Origin of the sequence: Marinifilum sp. (genome assembly GCF_965230805.1) — a bacterium.
Taxonomy (GTDB): domain Bacteria; phylum Bacteroidota; class Bacteroidia; order Bacteroidales; family Marinifilaceae; genus Marinifilum.
Genome location: NZ_OZ246019.1, coordinates 2862336 through 2880910 on the forward strand (window position 1 = coordinate 2862336; position 18575 = coordinate 2880910).

An 18575-nucleotide genomic window follows, 5' to 3' on the forward strand; every position below is an offset into this window, starting at 1 on the left:
TAGAATTGTTTAAGCAATTTGTAGAGGACAAAGAAAATGGCTAAGAGAGATTTAAAATTTACCAGAAACATTGGTATCATGGCACACATCGACGCCGGTAAGACAACTACTACCGAGCGTATTTTGTATTATACAGGTGTGTCTCACAAGATTGGTGAGGTTCACGATGGTGCAGCTACAATGGACTGGATGGAGCAAGAGCAAGAAAGAGGTATTACAATTACTTCTGCAGCTACTACTTGTTTTTGGAACTACGATAGCAAGAAGTATCAAATCAACATTATTGATACCCCGGGTCACGTTGACTTTACTGTAGAGGTAGAGCGTTCGTTACGTGTTCTTGACGGTGCTGTTGCATGTTTTTGTGCAGTAGGTGGTGTTGAAGCACAGTCTGAAACAGTTTGGAGACAAGCTGATAAATATAGAGTTCCTCGTATGGGTTTTGTAAACAAGATGGACCGTTCTGGTGCTGACTTTTTCAAAGCTGTACGTGAGGTAAAAGAAAAATTAGGAGCTAATCCTATTCCAATTCAAATTCCAATCGGATCTGAAGAGAGCTTTAGAGGAGTAATCGATTTGATTACGATGAAAGCTATCATCTGGTATGATGATGAGAATGGTACAAATTATACTTTGGAAGATATTCCAGATCACTTGGTTGCTGATGCAAATGAGTGGAGAGAGAAGTTGGTAGAGGCAGTTGCAGAAAACGACGAAGAGTTATTGGAGAGATTCTTTGAGGATCCAGATTCAATTACTGAAGATGAGATGTATGCTGTTATCCGTAAAGCTACTATCTCTATGGATATCGTTCCTATGCTTTGTGGTTCTGCATTTAAAAATAAAGGTGTTCAGCGTTTGTTGGATGCAATTATTACTTATATGCCATCACCACTTGACGTAGAAGCTATTGTTGGTACTGTTCCAGGTTCTGACGAAGAAGTAACGCGTAAGCCGGATGTTGATGAGCCTTTGGCTGCATTGGCATTTAAAATTGCTACTGACCCATTCGTAGGTCGTTTGGCATTTACTCGTGTTTATTCAGGTTCTATTGATGCCGGATCATATGTATATAATACAAGATCAGGAAACAAGGAGCGTATTTCTCGTTTGTACCAAATGCACTCAAACAAGCAGAATGCTATCGAAAGCGTAGAAGCTGGTGATATTTGTGCTTGTGTTGGATTTAAAGATATTCGTACTGGTGATACACTTTGTCAAAAAGAGTCTCCAATCGAGTTAGAATCAATGGATTTTCCAGATCCAGTAATCGGTATCGCTGTTGAGCCATTGACTCAGAAGGATGTTGATAAATTGGGTATGGCTCTTGGTAAATTGGCTGAAGAGGATCCAACATTCCAGGTTAAAACCGACGAAGATTCAGGTCAAACAGTGATTTCTGGTATGGGTGAGCTTCACTTGGATATCATTATCGACCGTTTGAAGCGTGAATTTAAAGTTGAGTGTAACCAGGGAGCACCTCAGGTTGCTTACAAAGAAGCTATCAAAGGTTCTGTTGAACACCGTCAGGTATTCAAAAAGCAGTCTGGTGGACGTGGTAAATTTGCTGATATTCAATTCCGTTTGATGCCAGTCGATTCGGATTTCGAAGGTGAAGGATTACAGTTTGTTGATCAGATTAAAGGTGGTAATATTCCTAAGGAATTTGTTCCTTCTGTTCAGAAAGGTTTTACTGATGCAATGAAAAATGGTGTGTTGGCAGGTTACACTGTAGATACATTGAAAGTTGAGTTGTTTGACGGATCTTTCCACCCGGTTGACTCGGATCAATTATCATTTGAGATGGCTGCTAAGCAAGGTTTCAAAGAAGCTTGTGCTAAGGCGAATCCAGTTCTTCTTGAGCCAATCATGAAGATGGAAGTTATTACTCCTGAGGAGTACATGGGTGATATCATCGGAGATTTGAATAAGCGTCGTGGTCAGGTTGAAGGAATGGAGTCGAAGCATGGTGCTCGTGTTGTAAATGCTAAAGTGCCTTTGGCAGAACAATTCGGTTATGTAACTGTGTTGAGAACCTTGTCTTCAGGTCGTGCAAACTCTTCAATGGAATTCTCTCACTTCGAAGAGGTACCTAAAGGTATCGCTAAAGAGGTTGTTGAGAACGCCAAGGGTAAAGTTGAATTATTATAATTATATCATCGTATAATATCTAAATAAGATGAGCCAAAAAATTAGAATTAAACTGAAATCTTACGATCACAACTTGGTGGACAAGTCGGCTGAGAAAATCGTTAAGACAGTTAAGGCTACAGGTGCTGTTGTTAGTGGACCAATTCCACTTCCAACTCACAAAAGAATTTTTACTGTTCTTCGTTCTACTTTCGTGAATAAGAAATCAAGAGAACAGTTTCAACTTTCTTCTTTCAAGCGTTTGATTGATATTTACAGTTCAACTGCCAATACAATTGATGCTTTGATGAAGCTTGAGTTGCCTAGCGGTGTAGAAGTTGAAATCAAAGTTTGATAATCTAGTAAGATTTATTTTTAAAAGTAAAGAGAAATGCCAGGATTAATTGGAAAAAAAATCGGAATGACTTCCGTTTACAGTGCCGAGGGAAAAAATATTCCATGCACTGTCATTGAGGCAGGTCCATGTGTTGTAACGCAAGTTAAGACTGTTGAGTCTGACGGTTACGAAGCACTTCAGTTGGCTTTTGATGAAAAGAAAGAAAAGCGAACAACTAAGGCGCTAGATGGGCACTTTAAAAAGGCAAACACAACTCCTAAAAAAAGACTAGTAGAGTTTTCTGATTTTGAAAATGAGTACCAGTTGGGAGACGTTATCGATGTTGATTTATTCGAAAATACTCCATATGTGGATATTACGGGTATTTCAAAGGGTAAGGGTTTCCAAGGTGTTGTAAAACGTCATGGTTTTGGCGGAGTAGGTGGACAAACACACGGTCAGCATAACCGTTTACGTGCGCCTGGTTCTATTGGTGCTGCATCTTACCCAGCTCGCGTATTTAAAGGCATGAGAATGGCCGGACGCGACGGTAACAAAACTGTGAAGGTTCAAAACCTTCAAGTTCTTAAGGTTATTAAAGAGAATAACCTATTGTTAGTTAAAGGATCTCTTCCAGGGTCTAAAGGTTCATACGTAATTATTGAGAAGTAATGGAATTAGCGATTTTAAACACAGCTGGAGAAGATACTGGTAGAAAAATTGAATTAAAGGATTCAGTTTTTAGCATCGAGCCAAATGAGCATGCTATTTACCTAGACGTTAAGCAATTCTTGGCAAATCAACGTCAGGGAACTCACAAATCAAAAGAAAGAGCTGAGATCTCTGGTAGTACTGCCAAACTAAAGAAACAAAAGGGTACTGGTACTGCACGTGCTGGTAGTATCAAGTCACCTATCTTCAGAGGAGGAGGACGCGTTTTCGGTCCTCGTCCAAGAAACTACGGTTTCAAATTGAATAAAAAACTGAAGCAGTTGGCTCGTAAATCTGCTTTAACGATCAAAGCTCAGAACGATGCTTTAATGGTAGTTGAAGACTTCAATTTCGAAGCTCCAAAGACAAAAGATTTTGTTAATATTCAGAATAGCTTGAAAGTGGCTGACAGAAAGGTACTTTTGGTTTTATCTGAAGATAATAAAAACATATATTTGTCTTCTCGTAATTTGAAGAATGTTAACGTTGTAAGTGTTTCTGACCTTGCAACTTATGACATTATGAAAGCTTCAACTTTGGTATTTGTAGAAAGTTCTGTTAAGGGACTTGATGAAATGTTTAAACTAAACTAAGTTTAAAAAAAATGGATATTTTAATTAAGCCAATCGTTACTGAGAAAATGACTGATCAAAGCGAAAAATTTAATCGCTTTGGTTTTGTTGTGGATCGTAGAGCGACAAAGATCGAAATTAAGGCTGCAGTAGAATCAATGTACAATGTTAAAGTTGCGGCTGTAAATACCATGAATTATCAGGGTAAAAAGAAGAGCCGTTACACTAAGGCAGGTGTAATTGAGGGTAGAACGCCGTCTTTCAAAAAGGCGATCGTTACTTTAGTTGAAGGTGATAATATAGATTTTTATAGCAATATTTAATTAGAAAATGGCTGTACGTAAATTAAAACCTGTAACTCCTGGTCAAAGAAATAAGATTTTAAATACCTTTGAGCAGGTAACTACAGACAAACCTGAAAAATCATTGTTAAGACCAATGAAAAAAACTGGTGGTAGAAATAACACCGGTAAGATGACAATGAGATATATAGGTGGTGGTCACAAGAGAAGATATCGAGTTATTGATTTCAAAAGAGACAAGGACAATGTTCCGGCAAAAGTTGTTTCGATTGAGTACGATCCAAACCGTACTGCACGCATAGCATTGCTTGTGTATGCTGACGGTGAGAAACGTTACATTATCGCTCCAAACGGACTTGAAGTTGGACAGACTTTGCTTTCTGGTGAAAAGGTAGCTCCTGAGATCGGAAACTCAATGCCATTATCTGATATTCCATTAGGTACAATAATTCATAATATTGAATTAAGACCCTCTCAAGGTGCTGTGATGGCTCGTAGCGCTGGTGCATATGCCCAACTTGTTTCAAGAGAAGGCAAATATGCAATGATCAAATTACCTTCTGGAGAGGTTAGAATGATCCTAATAACTTGTAAAGCAACTATTGGTACTGTTTCTAATACTGACCATGCATTGGAAAGAAGTGGTAAAGCCGGTCGTACTCGTTGGTTAGGAAGAAGACCTCGTGTTCGCGGTGTGGTAATGAATCCAGTTGATCACCCAATGGGTGGTGGTGAAGGTAAATCTTCAGGTGGACATCCACGTTCTAGAACAGGTGTTTTAGCGAAAGGTTTCAAAACTAGAGCTAAAAAGAATGCTTCTAATAAGTATATTGTTGAAAGAAGGAAAAAGTAATTTGATTAATTAGATTGTTATGAGTCGTTCATTAAAAAAAGGCCCTTTTATCGATTTCAAATTGGAGAAACGAGTATTGGAGCAAAACGAATCAGGGAAAAAATCTGTGATTAAAACCTGGTCAAGACGTTCTATGATTTCTCCGGATTTCGTAGGTCACACAGTTGCCGTTCACAACGGAAACAAATTCATTCCAGTTTATGTTACCGAAAATATGGTAGGACATAAATTAGGTGAATTTGCGCCAACTCGTACTTTTAGAGGTCACGCTGATAAGAAGAAAAAATAGCGTGAAGCGTTTTAATTAACATTTTGAATTTGTAAAAATGGGTGCAAGAAAAAGAATAAGAGCAAACCAAATAAAGGAGGAAAAAAAGAGCAAAGCATTTGCTAGCTTGAAAAATGTTCCTACTTCGCCTCGCAAAATGAGACTTGTTGCCGATATGGTAAGAGGTATGGAGGTGAACCGAGCTTTAGATGTACTTCGTTTCAGTCCGAAAGAAGCATCGATTCGCGTAGAAAAACTATTGCTTTCTGCTATTGCCAACTGGCAAGCAAAGAACGAAGGTCAAAGAATTGAAGAAAGTGAATTATTCATCAAAGAAATTTGTGTTGATTCAGCTAGAATCCTTAAGCGTTTAAGACCAGCTCCACAAGGGAGAGCACATAGAATTAGAAAAAGATCAAATCATGTAACTATATTGTTGGATAGTAAAGCTGCCAATAATACAAAAGAATAGTTAGAATGGGACAAAAAGTAAATCCAATAGGAAATAGACTAGGAATCGTCAGAGGATGGGATTCTAACTGGTTTGGCGGAAAAAACTACGGCGATAAGCTTGTTGAAGATACCAAAATTAGAAAGTACCTAAATGCTCGTTTAGCTAAAGCAAGTATTTCTAAAATCATTATCGAAAGAACTCTTAAATTAATCACTATCACTATCAACACTGCTCGTCCTGGTATCATTATCGGGAAAGGCGGTCAAGAAGTTGACAAGTTGAAAGAGGAGTTAAAGAAGATTACAGACAAGGAAGTACAAATTAATATCTTCGAAATTAAACGTCCAGAAATGGATGCTGTAATCGTTGCTAATAACATTGCTCGTCAGATTGAAGGCCGTATCGCCTACAGAAGAGCAATTAAGATGGCTATTGCTTCTACTATGAGAATGGGTGCTGAAGGAATCAAAATTCAGATTTCTGGCCGTTTGAATGGAGCGGAAATGGCGCGTTCTGAAATGTATAAAGAAGGACGTACCCCACTTCATACCTTAAGAGCTGATATCGATTACTGTCAAGCTGAAGCTTTGACTACTTACGGTTTGATCGGTATCAAAGTTTGGATCTGTAAAGGTGAAGTTTACGGAAAACGTGATCTTACTCCTAACGCTGGCATGAAAGATAGCCGTGGTCCAAAAGGAAAAGGTGGTTTTAATAGAAGAAAAAAGAAGTAGTCTTTAAATTTTAAAGAATTAGTACGATGTTACAACCAAAAAGGACAAAATTTAGAAGACAACAAAAGGGAAGAATGAAAGGTAACGCTGGTCGCGGTACTGAATTAGCATTCGGATCTTTTGGGATCAAGTCACTTGAAGAAAAGTGGATTACTGGTCGTCAAATTGAAGCTGCTCGTGTGGCAGTAACCCGATATATGCAGAGACAAGGTCAAATCTGGATTCGTATTTTTCCAGATAAGCCAATCACTAAGAAGCCTGCAGAGGTACGTATGGGTAAGGGTAAGGGTTCTCCAGAAGGATTCGTTGCTCCTGTTTCACCAGGAAGAATGTTATTCGAATGTGAGGGTGTACCTTACGAAGTAGCTAAAGAGGCATTACGTCTTGCAGCTCAGAAATTACCTGTTACTACAAAGTTTGTCGTAAGACGTGATTATGTTGAAAGTTCAAATGATTAATCATGAAGAATTCAGAAATTAAAGAGTTAACAACACAGGAAATAGTAGAAAAGTTGGATGCCGAAAGAGCATCATTAACTCGCTTCAGACTAAATCACGCTATTTCACCTTTGGAAAATCCTTTGCAAATTAAGGAAACGAGACGCAACGTTGCCAAATTGATGACAGAGTTACGTCAGAGACAATTAACTGAAAAGTAAAAAAGTGATGGAAAGAAATCTTAGAAAAGAGCGTATCGGGGTTGTGGTTAGCAGCAAAATGGAAAAATCCATTACTGTTGCAGTTCACACAAAGGAAAAACACCCGATTTACGGTAAATTTGTGAACAAAACCAAAAAATTCACTGCTCACGACGAGGAAAACACCTGTAACGAAGGTGATACCGTAAAAATCATGGAAACCCGACCTTTAAGTAAAAATAAGAGTTGGAGATTAGTGGAAATTATTGAAAGAGCTAAGTAATCATGATACAAACAGAAAGTAGACTATTAGTAGCTGATAACAGTGGAGCAAAGGAAGTACTTTGTATCCGCGTGTTAGGCGGTACCAAAAAACGTTATGCTTCAATTGGAGATAAAATTGTGGTTACCGTGAAGAACGCTATCGCCGGTTCCGATATGAAAAAAGGAACAGTAACAAAAGCAGTTGTTGTTCGCACCAAAAAAGAGATTAGAAGACAAGACGGATCTTATATTCGCTTCGATGATAACGCATGTGTTTTATTAAACACTGCTGGTGAAATGAGAGGAACCCGTATTTTTGGACCTGTTGCAAGAGAGTTACGTGACACTGATATGAAGATCGTTTCTTTAGCACCAGAAGTTTTATAATCTTTGTAAACCTAGAACAATGAAGTTACATATTAAAAAGGGTGATACCGTTATTGTAAACGCTGGGGAATCAAAAGGACAGGAAGGTAAAGTTTTAGAAGTTCTTGTTGACAAGCAACGTGCGATCGTTGAAGGTGTTAACATGATCTCTAAACATACCAAGCCAAACGCTGAGAATCCTCAAGGTGGTATCGTTAAAAAAGAAGCCTCAATTCACATTTCTAATTTAAATGTGAAAGATCCTTCAACAGGAAAAGCTACCCGTATCGGTAGAAAAATGGGCGACAACAACAAATTAGTTAGATACTCTAAAAAGTCAGGGGAGGAGATTAAGTAATGAGCTATATACCGACTCTTAAGAAACAGTATGCAGAAGAAATCGTTCCTGCTTTAATGAAGGAATTCGATTACAAAACTGTAATGCAAGCACCTAAATTAACGAAGATAGTAATTAACCAAGGTGTTGGTTCGGCGATTGCTGATAAAAAAATACTTGAATTCTCTGTAAACGAGCTTACTGCAATTACTGGTCAGAAAGCTGTTCAGACTTTGTCTTCTAAAGATATCTCGAACTTTAAGTTACGTAAAGGTATGCCAATTGGTACTACTGTAACTTTACGTCGTGAGCGTATGTACGAATTTCTTGAAAAGTTAGTTCGTGTTGCTTTACCACGTATCCGTGACTTTAAAGGTATTAAGAGTAAATTAGACGGTAGAGGTAACTATACTTTAGGTATCGAAGAACAAATCATTTTCCCTGAGATTGTTTTGGATAACGTAAACAAAATCATGGGTATGAACATTACCTTCGTTACTACTGCGAATACCGACGAAGAAGCTTATGCTCTTTTGAGAGAATTTGGATTACCATTTAAAAATCTAAAAAAATAAGACGATGGCTAAAGAATCAATGAAAGCTCGCGAAGTTAAGCGTCAGAAATTAGTTGAAAAATACGCAGCTAAAAGAGCTAAACTTAAAGAGGAAGGCGATTACATCGCTCTTAGTCGTTTGCCAAAAAACTCTTCACCTGTTCGTTTACACAACAGGTGTAAAATCACCGGACGTCCGAAAGGTTATATGAGACAATTCGGAGTTAGTCGTATCACTTTCCGTGAAATGGCTTCATCTGGTTTGATCCCAGGAGTAAAGAAGGCAAGTTGGTAATCAAAAATTGTTTATCAGAATTTTGTTAAATATTGTCCCGAGAAATCGGGATCAATTTAATTTTTTATTATATGACAGATCCAATAGCAGATTTTCTTACACGTTTAAGAAATGCGATTTTGGCAAACCACAAAGTTGTTGAGGTGCCAGCATCGAACGTGAAAAAAGAAATGACAAAGATTCTTAAGGATAAAGGTTATATCCTTAACTACAAATTTGTAGACGATGGACTTCAAGGAGTAATTAAAATTGCTTTGAAATACCATCCTGAAACCAAAATTCCAGCGATCAAAGATCTTAAGCGTGTATCAAAACCAGGATTAAGAAAATATTGCGGAGCTATAGAATTACCTCGCGTACTTAACGGTTTAGGAATTGCGATTCTTTCTACTTCTCAGGGAGTTATGACTGACAAGGAAGCTCGTCAGAAGCATGTTGGTGGTGAAATATTGTGTTACGTTTATTAATTAAGGAGGATTAGAAATGTCACGAATTGGAAAATTACCTATCAATTTGCCTGCCGGAGTAAGCGTAATGGTAAATAAAGATAATTCAGTAGTTGTTAAAGGACCTAAAGGTGAATTGACACAACAAATTGATGCCGAAATCAAAGTTTCTGTTGAAGAAAACAAAGTTGTTCTTGAACGTCCTTCTGATCAGAAAAGACACAAAGCAATGCACGGTTTATACCGTTCAATAGTGAATAATGCGGTTATCGGTGTTTCTGAAGGTTATAAGATTGAGCAAGAATTGGTGGGTGTTGGTTACCGTGCAACTTCGAAAGGTCAGCTTTTGGAATTAGCTCTTGGTTACTCTCACTTAATCCACATGGAGATTGCTCCTGAAGTTAAAGTAACTGCTGTAACTGAAAAACGTGCTAATCCAATTATCACTCTTGAGAGTTGCGATAAGCACTTAGTAGGACAAGTAGCTGCTAAAATCAGATCATTCAGAAAACCTGAACCATATAAAGGTAAAGGTATTAAATTTGTTGGAGAACAGCTTAGAAGAAAAGCTGGTAAATCTGCAGGTAAATAATTTCTAAAACAGTAAATTATGGCTTTAACTAAGCAAGAAAGAAGACTAAGAATTAAAAGAAGAATTCGCAAGTCGGTTTCTGGAACTGCTGAAAGACCAAGAATGTCAGTTTTTCGTTCTAATAAGCAGATTTCAGTACAATTGATCGATGATCTTTCAGGTAAAACTTTGCTAGCGACTAGCTCGCAAATAAAAGAGATTACTGAAAAATCAGTAAATAAAATTGAACAAGCTGAGCTAGTAGGACAAGCAATTGCTGAAAAAGCAACTGCTGTAGGTATCACTAGTGTTGTTTTCGATAGGAATGGTTATCTATACCATGGTAGAGTTAAATCATTAGCGGACGCTGCTCGTAAAGGTGGCCTTAAATTTTAATAATTATGGCAGATATCAAAAACGTTAAGACCAGCGACGCAGAATTGAAAGATAGACTGGTTGCTATTAATCGTGTTACGAAAGTAACAAAAGGTGGTAGAACTTTTAGTTTCTCTGCAATTGTTGTGGTAGGAAACGAAAATGGATTAGTAGGATGGGGACTAGGTAAAGCAAACGAGGTAACCACTGCTATTGCCAAAGGAGTAGAAGCTGCTAAGAAAAATTTGATAAAAGTACCCGTATATAAAGGAACTATTCCTCACGAACAATTATCAAGATATGGTGGAGCACAGGTTTTTATTAAACCTGCTTCTCACGGTACCGGGGTTAAAGCTGGCGGAGCGATGCGTTCTGTATTGGAGAGTGTTGGCGTAACCGATGTACTGGCTAAATCAAAAGGTTCATCAAACCCTCATAACCTTGTGAAAGCAACATTTAACGCTCTTGCTGAGTTGAGAGATGCACATGCTATTGCTGAGCAAAGAGGTGTTTCATTAGATAAAGTGTTTAACGGATAATTTTAAGGAAGATGGCTAAGATTAAAATCACTCAAATCAAGAGCAAAATCGGTAGCACCGAGCGCCAGAAAAAAACCTTGGAAGCATTAGGTTTGAACAAAATCAATGCTACAGTTGAACACGAAGCTACACCTCAAATTAAAGGGATGGTGGCTAAAGTGCAACACTTGGTTTCCGTAGAAGAATAAATCATTGTAAATATTTAGAAATAAATAGATATGGACTTAAGTAACTTAAAACCCGCTGAAGGATCGACTAAAACTAGAAAGAGAATCGGTCGCGGTCAAGGATCAGGAAGAGGCGGTACCTCTACAAGAGGACATAAAGGTGCGAAGTCAAGATCTGGATACTCTAAGAAAGTTGGTTTTGAAGGTGGTCAAATGCCTTTGCAACGTAGAGTTCCTAAGTTTGGATTTAAGAACATCAACAGAAAAGAATACAAAGCAATTAATGTTGAAGTTTTACAGGCATTAGCAGAAAAAAATAACCTTAGCGTTATTGACGTAGATGTTTTGGTAAATGCTGGATTGGCATCAAAGAATGATAACGTTAAGATTTTAGGTAATGGTACAATTACTGCTAAATTAGAAGTAAAAGCTCATGCATTTTCGAAATCTGCTCAATCAGCGATTGAAGCAGTAGAAGGAACAGTTGTTAAATTGTAAGATTAGATAATGAAAGGTTTAATAGAAACATTGAAGAACATCTGGAAGATTGAAGATTTAAGGTCGCGTATCTTAACTACAATAGGTCTTCTATTAGTGTACCGTTTAGGTGCCAAGGTGGTTTTGCCAGGAATTGACCCGGCACATTTGGATGCGTTAAAATCTCAAACAGCAGATGGGGTTTTAGGATTGTTGAACATGTTCTCGGGAGGTGCGTTTGCTAATGCTTCGATATTTGCTCTCGGTATTATGCCATATATTTCTGCCTCTATTGTAATTCAGTTAATGGGAATTGCTGTTCCTTATTTCCAAAGATTACAACGCGAAGGAGAGAGTGGACGTAGAAAAATCAATCAGATCACCCGTTACCTAACTGTTATTATCCTTGTTCTTCAAGCGCCAGGATATTTATTAAACTTACATTCAACTTTACCTGAAGCTGCCTTTATTTTAAAAGATGCATTTTTTACGGTATCATCAGTGATAATACTTGCAGCGGGATCGATGTTCATAATGTGGTTGGGAGAGAAAATTACTGACAAAGGTATCGGTAATGGGATCTCAATTATCATCATGATAGGTATTATTGCAAGATTACCATTCTCGTTCATTGCGGAATTGGGATCAAGAATTGAAGGACACGGCGGTGGTTTGATCGTTTTGGTTCTTGAGATTGTGGTTCTGTTCATGATTTTTGCGTTAACAATTCTGTTGGTGCAAGGAACAAGAAAAATACCTGTGCAATATGCTAAAAGAATTGTAGGTAACAAACAATATGGTGGCGTAAGACAGTACATTCCTTTGAAAGTGAATGCTGCTGGTGTTATGCCAATTATTTTTGCTCAGGCAATTATGTTTTTACCAATGGCATTTGTTAATTATGCTAGTTCTGATGCATTAACAGGAGTAGCTGCAGCCTTATCTAATTATACTGGATTTTGGTACAATGCACTGTTCTTTGTAATGATTGTATTGTTCACATATTTCTATACTGCAATTACAGTGAATCCGACGCAAATGGCTGAGGATATGAAGAAGAATGGTGGTTTTATTCCAGGTATTAAGCCAGGAAAGAAAACAATCGACTTTCTTGATACTGTAATGTCACGTATTACCTTACCTGGATCTATCTTTCTTGGTTTGGTTGCAATCTTACCAGCCTTTGCTATGATTGCAGGTGTGAATAATGAATTCGCGCATTTTTACGGTGGTACTTCATTGTTGATTCTCGTTGGTGTAGTGCTTGATACATTACAGCAAATAGAATCGCACTTATTAATGCGTCACTACGACGGGTTAATGAAGTCTGGTAGAATAAAAGGCAAATCTCCGGGAGGAGCTGCTGCTTATTAAAATATTTTTGCTTTCTTTGCAAAGATTTTTTAAGATGGAGGAAGAAAATGACTTAATGTCAAAAAAGTAATAATCTGGCGACTAGGATCTTTGGTAAGTTAACTAAGGCCTTAGTCCCAGATATTCACCTTTAAACTTAGATGCAATTGCAGAAGAATTGTTTAAGAGACAATGGAACTAGACCTGAGTTTCGTATTTACGCTGGATTCCCAAGCATTTGGTTCATTTAAGCAGCAGGTGGTTGAGGGAGTTTCATCTTGCTATGAGTTGAAATAAGGTAATATTATTTCTTGTGGTTGTGGTGCTTTGTTGAATGGCTTTTATGGTGATTCTGCATACACTATTTCGGGGGAATGATTAAATCTTAAATTCAACAATTGTTGAAGGTTACCATAGAAGCACTTTATAAAGGACTTGAAAACGCTATCGAAGGTAATCATCTAAGAGATATAGGTTTTGCCATTCAAAGGCATACTGAGATGAAGGATTACTTGATTGTTAGAAAAGGAGTGGTACGGAATTGAAAAAAGTCTTCATGAACATTCTCAGGTTCCAAATTACAGATAAAAGGACGAGGATTAAAATTAAGAGAAGAAGGGTTAGTACTTGCAATTGAATCAATTATTAATCTGGTAACAAAGAAATCTATCAGTAAAATGATGGTTGTAAAGTTGTAACGGTTCATGGATAAGCATGCGTACTTTGGGAACATACTATAGACGTGCGTATAGTAAAGGCGCAAATCCTGTCCGGTTTTGAATTTATTGAAGAATAAACTAATAAAATATAAAGAGCTTATGGCTAAACAGCCTTCAATAGAACAAGACGGTACTATTACCGAAGCATTATCAAATGCTATGTTTCGTGTAGAACTTGAAAACGGTCATGTGATTACAGCTCACATCTCCGGTAAAATGAGAATGCACTACATTAAGATCTTACCAGGTGATAAGGTTAAGGTAGAGATGTCACCGTACGATCTTACTAAAGGGCGCATTACTTTTAGATACAAAAATTAAACTCGATAAAAATGAAAGTAAGAGCATCTGTAAAAAAACGTTCTGAAGATTGTAAAATTGTTAGAAGAAAAGGACGTTTATATGTGATTAATAAAAAGAATCCTAAGTTCAAGCAACGTCAGGGATAATTTGATTAATTTTATTAAAAGATAAATATTTAATTTATGGCTAGAATTGTTGGAGTTGATCTGCCTCAAAATAAAAGAGGTGTAATTAGCTTGACTTATATCTTTGGTATTGGTCGCAGTGCTGCTCGTCAGATTTTGGACGAAGCGGGTGTGGCGCATGATACTAAGGTAAAAGACTGGACAGATGATGAATCTGCTAAGATTCGTCAAGCGATTAATGCAAACTTTAAGGTTGAAGGGGAGTTGCGTTCTTTAACACAGTTGAATATTAAGCGTTTGATGGATATTGGTTGTTATCGTGGCGTTCGTCACCGTATTGGTTTACCTTTGCGTGGACAAAAAACGAAAAACAACTCGCGTACCAGAAAAGGGAAAAGAAAAACAGTTGCAAATAAGAAGAAAGCGACTAAATAATTAATTGTTAAAATATGGCAAAGAAGTCAACATCAGTAAAGAAAAAAGTTGTGAAGATTGAGGCTGTAGGACAGGCTCATATCCATTCATCGTTTAACAATATTATTATCTCTTTAACCAATAATAATGGACAAGTTATTTCATGGTCATCAGCTGGTAAAATGGGCTTTAGGGGGTCTAAAAAGAATACTCCTTATGCTGCACAACAAGCTGCGACAGACTGTGGTAAAGTTGCTCACGATTTAGGGTTAAGAAAAGTGAAAGTATTTGTTAAAGGTCCCGGTAACGGGCGTGAATCTGCTATTCGTGCTATCAATTCATGTGGAATTGATATTTCAGAAATTGTAGACGTTACTCCACTTCCACACAACGGATGTCGTCCTCCTAAGAGACGTAGAGTTTAATAAATATAAGGTTTAATAAAAAATGCAAACTTAGGCTTTGGATTATTTTTTTTTGAATCCTCTCTAAAAAATCGCGGCACTTTTGTAGTTCAAAACTAAGCAAGCAAAGTTTCTATTTGTAGAAAAATTTAAATTTTAAGATAACATGGCTAGATATATAGGACCAAAGTCAAAAATTGCTAGAAAATTTGGTGAGCCAATTTTTGGACCTGATAAAGCATTTGAAAATAAGAATTACCCTCCAGGTCAGCACGGTAACAGCCGTCGCAGAAAAAAGATGTCTGAATACGGGGTTCAATTAAAAGAAAAGCAAAAAGCAAAATACACTTACGGTGTATTGGAGAAACAATTCTCGAACTTATTTAAAAAGGCCGCAAGAAGTAAGGGTATTACCGGTGAAGTTTTGTTACAACTTCTTGAATGTCGTTTAGATAACGTGGTTTACAGATTAGGTGTTGCTCCAACAAGATCAGCTGCACGTCAGTTGGTTAGCCATAAACATGTAACTGTTAACGGACAGATATGTAACATTCCTTCATACTCGGTAAAAACTGGAGATATTATTGGAATTCGCGAAAAATCGAAATCTCTAGAAGTTATTACCGATTCTTTATCAACTGCCAGATATAACCAAGCATCTTGGTTGGAATGGGATCAAACCTCTCTCAGCGGTAAGTTTTTAAACATACCTGAAAGAACAGAAATTCCTGAAAATATCAAGGAACAGTTAATCGTTGAATTGTATTCTAAGTAATAAATAGTTAATAAGTAATTTATGGCAATTTTAGCTTTCCAAAAACCGGACAAAGTTATCATGCTCGACGCAGACGATAAATTCGGGAAATTCGAATTTCGTCCATTGGAGCCTGGATATGGTATTACAATAGGTAACGCTTTAAGAAGAATCTTACTTTCCTCTCTTGAAGGTTTCGCTATTACAACTATCAAAATTCAGGGAGTTGACCATGAGTTTTCAACTATTCCAGGAGTTATCGAAGATGTAACTGAGATGATCCTGAACTTGAAGCAGGTACGGTTTAAACAAAGAGTTGAAGAGGTGGACAATGAATTGGTGACAGTTACCATTTCGGATCAGGAAACTTTTACAGCAGGCGACATTAACAAGTTCCTTACCGGTTTCGAAGTGTTAAATCCGGAGCTTGTAATTTGCAGAATGGATAGCTCTGCTAAATTGCAGTTAGATTTAACTATTAATAAAGGTCGTGGTTATGTGCCTTCTGTTGAAAATAAACCTGTAGATGTAGAGTTTGGTGTAATTCCAATCGACTCAATTTACACTCCTATTAAGAATGTAAAATATGAAGTTGAAAACTATCGTGTAGAGCAGAAAACTGACTATGAAAAGTTACTTTTCGAGATTACTACTGATGGTTCTATTCATCCAAAGGATGCATTGAAAGAGGCTGCTAAAATTCTTATTTATCACTTCATGCTTTTCTCTGATGAAAAGATTACTCTTGATTCAGACGAGAAATTTGCAAATGAGGAGTTTGATGAGGAGGTATTGCACATGCGTCAGTTGTTGAAGACCAAATTGGTGGACATGGATCTTTCAGTTCGAGCATTGAACTGTTTGAAAGCTGCCGATGTTGATACTTTAGGAGATTTAGTACAGTACAACAGAAACGATCTTCTTAAATTTAGAAACTTTGGTAAGAAATCTCTAACCGAATTAGATGATCTATTAGTATCATTAAATCTTACTTTCGGTATGGATATTTCTAAGTACAAATTAGATAAGGAATAAGGTAAAATGAGACATAGAAAGAAATTTAATCACTTAGGAAGAAAGGCAGCTCATAGAAAAGCTATGCTTGCAAATATGGCATCTTCCTTGATTTTGCATAAAAGAATCTCAACTACTACAGCTAAAGCTAAGGCTTTAAAAATGTATGTTGAGCCATTAATCACCAAAAGTAAAAATGATACCACTCACTCAAGACGTGTTGTATTTAGCTACTTGAAGCAAAAAGAAGCGGTTACGGAATTGTTCAGAGAAGTATCACCTAAAATTACTACTAGAAGCGGTGGTTATACCAGAATTTTAAAAAGTGGTAACCGTTTAGGTGATAATGCTGAGATGTGTTATATCGAGTTAGTTGATTTCAACGAAACTTACACAACTGAGAAGAAAACAGAAGCTAAGAAGTCTACAAGAAGAAGACGCGGAGGTAAAGCAACTACTAAGGCAGAAGGAAGTGATACTGTTGACGCTAAAGCAGAAGAGGCTGGCCAAGCTGCTGAGGAAGCCGATAAGAAGGAAGAATAGTCTTTCTGTAAGAATACTAAAAGGGGTAAAGTTAATCTTTATCCCTTTTTTAATGCCCTGAATATTTTTGCAACGTTTGCGTTAAAAGTTTAATATGTTTTACATACAAACAGCGTTATAATTTGCTTGAAAATGACGAAATTTAGGGTTGAAAATTAAGAAGTTAAATTATTTGCTATTATAATTATTTAATACGTAAGTTATGTCTGAAATTGTAAAGATTCACGGTCGTGAGATTCTTGACTCACGTGGAAACCCAACTATTGAAGTTGAAGTAACATTAGCAAGTGGCGTAATGGGACGCGCTGCAGTTCCGTCAGGAGCTTCTACAGGTGAAAATGAAGCATTAGAGCTTCGTGATGGTGACAAAGCTCGTTATCTTGGAAAGGGAGTTCTAAAAGCTGTAGAAAACGTAAATACCGTTATCGCTGAAGCTTTAGTGGGTATGGATGCTACCGATCAGGTTGCTGTTGATACTAAAATGTTAGAGCTGGATGGTACTAAAACTAAGTCGAATTTGGGAGCTAACGCTATGTTAGGCGTGTCTTTAGCAACTGCAAAAGCGGCTGCTGATTACTCAGGTATGCCATTGTATCGATACATTGGTGGAACTAATGCAACAGTACTTCCAGTACCAATGATGAACATCATCAACGGAGGTTCTCACTCTGATGCTACAATTGCTTTCCAAGAGTTCATGATTCGTCCTGTTGGCGCTCCTTCTTTCCGTGAAGCTTTAAGAATGGGTGCGGAAGTATTTCATGCTCTTGCTAAAGTATTGAAAGGTAAAAACCTTTCTACTGCAGTAGGTGATGAAGGTGGATTCGCTCCAATGTTAGGTGGTACTGAGGAAGCAATTGAGTGCATTTTGACTGCTATTACTAATGCAGGTTACAAGCCAGGTCGGAAAGAAGATGGTGGTGATGTTTCTATCGCTATGGACTGTGCCGCTTCCGAATTCTTTAAAGATGGTATATATGACTACGGCATTTTCGAGCCAAACGGAGTGAAAAGAAACTCTGAAGAGCAAGCTGCTTTCTTGGCAGAATTAATTGAGAAATACCCAATCGATTCTATTGAGGATGGTATGGACGAAGGCGATTGGGACGGATGGGTAGCCCTAAACGCTAAGATTGGTGATAAGTGTCAGTTGGTAGGTGACGATTTATTTGTAACCAACGTTGAATACTTGTCAAAAGGTATCGAGTTAAAGGCTGCTAACTCAATCTTGATTAAAGTAAACCAAATCGGTACTTTAACTGAGACTATGAATGCTATTGAAATGGCTCACCGTGCAGGTTATACCTCTGTAACTTCTCATCGCTCAGGTGAAACTGAAGATGCTACCATTGCAGATATTGCTGTAGCTACTAACTCTGGTCAGATCAAAACAGGTTCATTAAGTCGTTCAGATCGTATGGCTAAGTACAACCAATTACTTCGTATCGAAGAAGAATTGGGAGCTAACGCTCAGTTCGGATGTTAATCGGATATTTAGTATTTAATAAAAGAGGGATTCAATTGAGAATCCCTCTTTTTTGTTCATATCTTAAGATC

31 protein-coding genes are annotated in these 18575 nt (G+C 37.4%); all 31 read left to right on the top strand.

Annotated elements, in window-relative coordinates; all coding sequences use genetic code 11:
- Positions 1-36 precede the first annotated feature (36 nt).
- The 31 genes from fusA to eno all read left to right on the top strand — a co-directional run bounded on the left by fusA (position 37) and on the right by eno (position 18504).
- The gene (gene fusA / locus ACO05S_RS11465; protein WP_421918153.1) at positions 37-2151 is read left to right on the top strand and encodes an elongation factor G; all 2115 of its coding nucleotides are present in this window, start codon (positions 37-39) and stop codon (positions 2149-2151) included.
- A gap of 28 nt (positions 2152-2179) precedes the next feature.
- A complete protein-coding gene (rpsJ, locus tag ACO05S_RS11470; RefSeq protein WP_110361030.1) occupies positions 2180-2485 on the top strand; it encodes a 30S ribosomal protein S10 in 306 nt (101 codons plus the stop codon).
- 36 nt (positions 2486-2521) lie between these two features.
- Positions 2522-3139, top strand: a complete 618-nt coding sequence (gene rplC, locus ACO05S_RS11475) for a 50S ribosomal protein L3 (RefSeq protein ID WP_421918154.1) — start codon at positions 2522-2524, stop codon at positions 3137-3139.
- Positions 3139-3771 (top strand): 50S ribosomal protein L4, encoded by a 633-nt coding sequence (gene rplD, locus ACO05S_RS11480; RefSeq protein ID WP_421918155.1) that lies wholly within the window; start codon positions 3139-3141, stop codon positions 3769-3771. Before rplC ends, rplD begins: the two co-directional genes overlap by 1 nt.
- Positions 3772-3782: 11 nt before the next feature.
- Entirely contained in the window at positions 3783-4073 is a 291-nt protein-coding gene (rplW, locus tag ACO05S_RS11485; RefSeq protein WP_421918156.1) for a 50S ribosomal protein L23, read from the top strand.
- 7 nt (positions 4074-4080) lie between these two features.
- The gene (gene rplB / locus ACO05S_RS11490; RefSeq protein ID WP_421918157.1) at positions 4081-4905 is read left to right on the top strand and encodes a 50S ribosomal protein L2; all 825 of its coding nucleotides are present in this window, start codon (positions 4081-4083) and stop codon (positions 4903-4905) included.
- 19 nt (positions 4906-4924) lie between these two features.
- Complete coding sequence (gene rpsS, locus ACO05S_RS11495) at positions 4925-5194, top strand: 30S ribosomal protein S19 (RefSeq protein WP_110361025.1); 270 nt, start codon at positions 4925-4927, stop codon at positions 5192-5194.
- Between the two features lie 37 nt (positions 5195-5231).
- The gene (gene rplV, locus ACO05S_RS11500) at positions 5232-5645 is read left to right on the top strand and encodes a 50S ribosomal protein L22 (protein ID WP_421918158.1); all 414 of its coding nucleotides are present in this window, start codon (positions 5232-5234) and stop codon (positions 5643-5645) included.
- Positions 5646-5650: 5 nt separating this feature from the next.
- A complete protein-coding gene (gene rpsC / locus ACO05S_RS11505; RefSeq protein ID WP_421918159.1) occupies positions 5651-6361 on the top strand; it encodes a 30S ribosomal protein S3 in 711 nt (236 codons plus the stop codon).
- A gap of 26 nt (positions 6362-6387) precedes the next feature.
- Positions 6388-6819 carry a 50S ribosomal protein L16 gene (gene rplP / locus ACO05S_RS11510; RefSeq protein WP_110361022.1) on the top strand — a complete coding sequence of 144 codons (432 nt, stop codon included), beginning with the start codon at positions 6388-6390 and terminating at the stop codon, positions 6817-6819.
- 2 nt (positions 6820-6821) lie between these two features.
- Complete coding sequence (gene rpmC / locus ACO05S_RS11515; RefSeq protein ID WP_152732733.1) at positions 6822-7019, top strand: 50S ribosomal protein L29; 198 nt, start codon at positions 6822-6824, stop codon at positions 7017-7019.
- Between the two features lie 4 nt (positions 7020-7023).
- Positions 7024-7281 (top strand): 30S ribosomal protein S17, encoded by a 258-nt coding sequence (gene rpsQ / locus ACO05S_RS11520; RefSeq protein WP_345740875.1) that lies wholly within the window; start codon positions 7024-7026, stop codon positions 7279-7281.
- A gap of 2 nt (positions 7282-7283) precedes the next feature.
- Positions 7284-7649, top strand: a complete 366-nt coding sequence (gene rplN, locus ACO05S_RS11525) for a 50S ribosomal protein L14 (RefSeq protein ID WP_110361021.1) — start codon at positions 7284-7286, stop codon at positions 7647-7649.
- Between the two features lie 19 nt (positions 7650-7668).
- The gene (rplX, locus tag ACO05S_RS11530) at positions 7669-7986 is read left to right on the top strand and encodes a 50S ribosomal protein L24 (RefSeq protein WP_171595778.1); all 318 of its coding nucleotides are present in this window, start codon (positions 7669-7671) and stop codon (positions 7984-7986) included.
- A complete protein-coding gene (gene rplE / locus ACO05S_RS11535; protein WP_421918160.1) occupies positions 7986-8540 on the top strand; it encodes a 50S ribosomal protein L5 in 555 nt (184 codons plus the stop codon). The genes rplX and rplE overlap by 1 nt, the downstream gene beginning before the upstream one ends.
- Before the next feature lie 4 nt (positions 8541-8544).
- The gene (gene rpsN, locus ACO05S_RS11540; RefSeq protein ID WP_152732738.1) at positions 8545-8814 is read left to right on the top strand and encodes a 30S ribosomal protein S14; all 270 of its coding nucleotides are present in this window, start codon (positions 8545-8547) and stop codon (positions 8812-8814) included.
- Between the two features lie 71 nt (positions 8815-8885).
- Entirely contained in the window at positions 8886-9281 is a 396-nt protein-coding gene (gene rpsH, locus ACO05S_RS11545; RefSeq protein WP_421918161.1) for a 30S ribosomal protein S8, read from the top strand.
- 16 nt (positions 9282-9297) lie between these two features.
- Positions 9298-9852: a 50S ribosomal protein L6 gene (gene rplF / locus ACO05S_RS11550; RefSeq protein WP_421918162.1), complete on the top strand. Its 555-nt coding sequence runs from the start codon at positions 9298-9300 to the stop codon at positions 9850-9852.
- An 18-nt stretch (positions 9853-9870) separates the two neighbouring features.
- Positions 9871-10227 (top strand): 50S ribosomal protein L18, encoded by a 357-nt coding sequence (gene rplR / locus ACO05S_RS11555; protein WP_421918163.1) that lies wholly within the window; start codon positions 9871-9873, stop codon positions 10225-10227.
- A 5-nt stretch (positions 10228-10232) separates the two neighbouring features.
- On the top strand, positions 10233-10745 hold the full coding sequence (rpsE, locus tag ACO05S_RS11560) for a 30S ribosomal protein S5 (protein WP_421918164.1): 513 nt from the start codon (positions 10233-10235) through the stop codon (positions 10743-10745).
- Positions 10746-10756: 11 nt separating this feature from the next.
- A complete protein-coding gene (gene rpmD, locus ACO05S_RS11565; protein WP_282015102.1) occupies positions 10757-10933 on the top strand; it encodes a 50S ribosomal protein L30 in 177 nt (58 codons plus the stop codon).
- Between the two features lie 30 nt (positions 10934-10963).
- The gene (gene rplO, locus ACO05S_RS11570) at positions 10964-11410 is read left to right on the top strand and encodes a 50S ribosomal protein L15 (protein ID WP_421918165.1); all 447 of its coding nucleotides are present in this window, start codon (positions 10964-10966) and stop codon (positions 11408-11410) included.
- Positions 11411-11419: 9 nt separating this feature from the next.
- Positions 11420-12763: a preprotein translocase subunit SecY gene (secY, locus tag ACO05S_RS11575; RefSeq protein WP_421918166.1), complete on the top strand. Its 1344-nt coding sequence runs from the start codon at positions 11420-11422 to the stop codon at positions 12761-12763.
- Positions 12764-13560: 797 nt separating this feature from the next.
- Complete coding sequence (gene infA / locus ACO05S_RS11580) at positions 13561-13782, top strand: translation initiation factor IF-1 (protein ID WP_054714084.1); 222 nt, start codon at positions 13561-13563, stop codon at positions 13780-13782.
- Positions 13783-13793: 11 nt separating this feature from the next.
- Positions 13794-13910 (top strand): type B 50S ribosomal protein L36, encoded by a 117-nt coding sequence (ykgO, locus tag ACO05S_RS11585; RefSeq protein WP_054714088.1) that lies wholly within the window; start codon positions 13794-13796, stop codon positions 13908-13910.
- 36 nt (positions 13911-13946) lie between these two features.
- Positions 13947-14324 (top strand): 30S ribosomal protein S13, encoded by a 378-nt coding sequence (gene rpsM / locus ACO05S_RS11590; protein ID WP_421918167.1) that lies wholly within the window; start codon positions 13947-13949, stop codon positions 14322-14324.
- Between the two features lie 14 nt (positions 14325-14338).
- On the top strand, positions 14339-14728 hold the full coding sequence (rpsK, locus tag ACO05S_RS11595) for a 30S ribosomal protein S11 (RefSeq protein WP_421918168.1): 390 nt from the start codon (positions 14339-14341) through the stop codon (positions 14726-14728).
- Positions 14729-14873: 145 nt separating this feature from the next.
- Entirely contained in the window at positions 14874-15482 is a 609-nt protein-coding gene (rpsD, locus tag ACO05S_RS11600; RefSeq protein ID WP_421918169.1) for a 30S ribosomal protein S4, read from the top strand.
- A gap of 21 nt (positions 15483-15503) precedes the next feature.
- The gene (locus ACO05S_RS11605; protein WP_421918170.1) at positions 15504-16496 is read left to right on the top strand and encodes a DNA-directed RNA polymerase subunit alpha; all 993 of its coding nucleotides are present in this window, start codon (positions 15504-15506) and stop codon (positions 16494-16496) included.
- A 6-nt stretch (positions 16497-16502) separates the two neighbouring features.
- On the top strand, positions 16503-17018 hold the full coding sequence (rplQ, locus tag ACO05S_RS11610; RefSeq protein ID WP_421918171.1) for a 50S ribosomal protein L17: 516 nt from the start codon (positions 16503-16505) through the stop codon (positions 17016-17018).
- A 202-nt stretch (positions 17019-17220) separates the two neighbouring features.
- The gene (eno, locus tag ACO05S_RS11615; protein ID WP_421918172.1) at positions 17221-18504 is read left to right on the top strand and encodes a phosphopyruvate hydratase; all 1284 of its coding nucleotides are present in this window, start codon (positions 17221-17223) and stop codon (positions 18502-18504) included.
- Positions 18505-18575 lie beyond the last annotated feature (71 nt).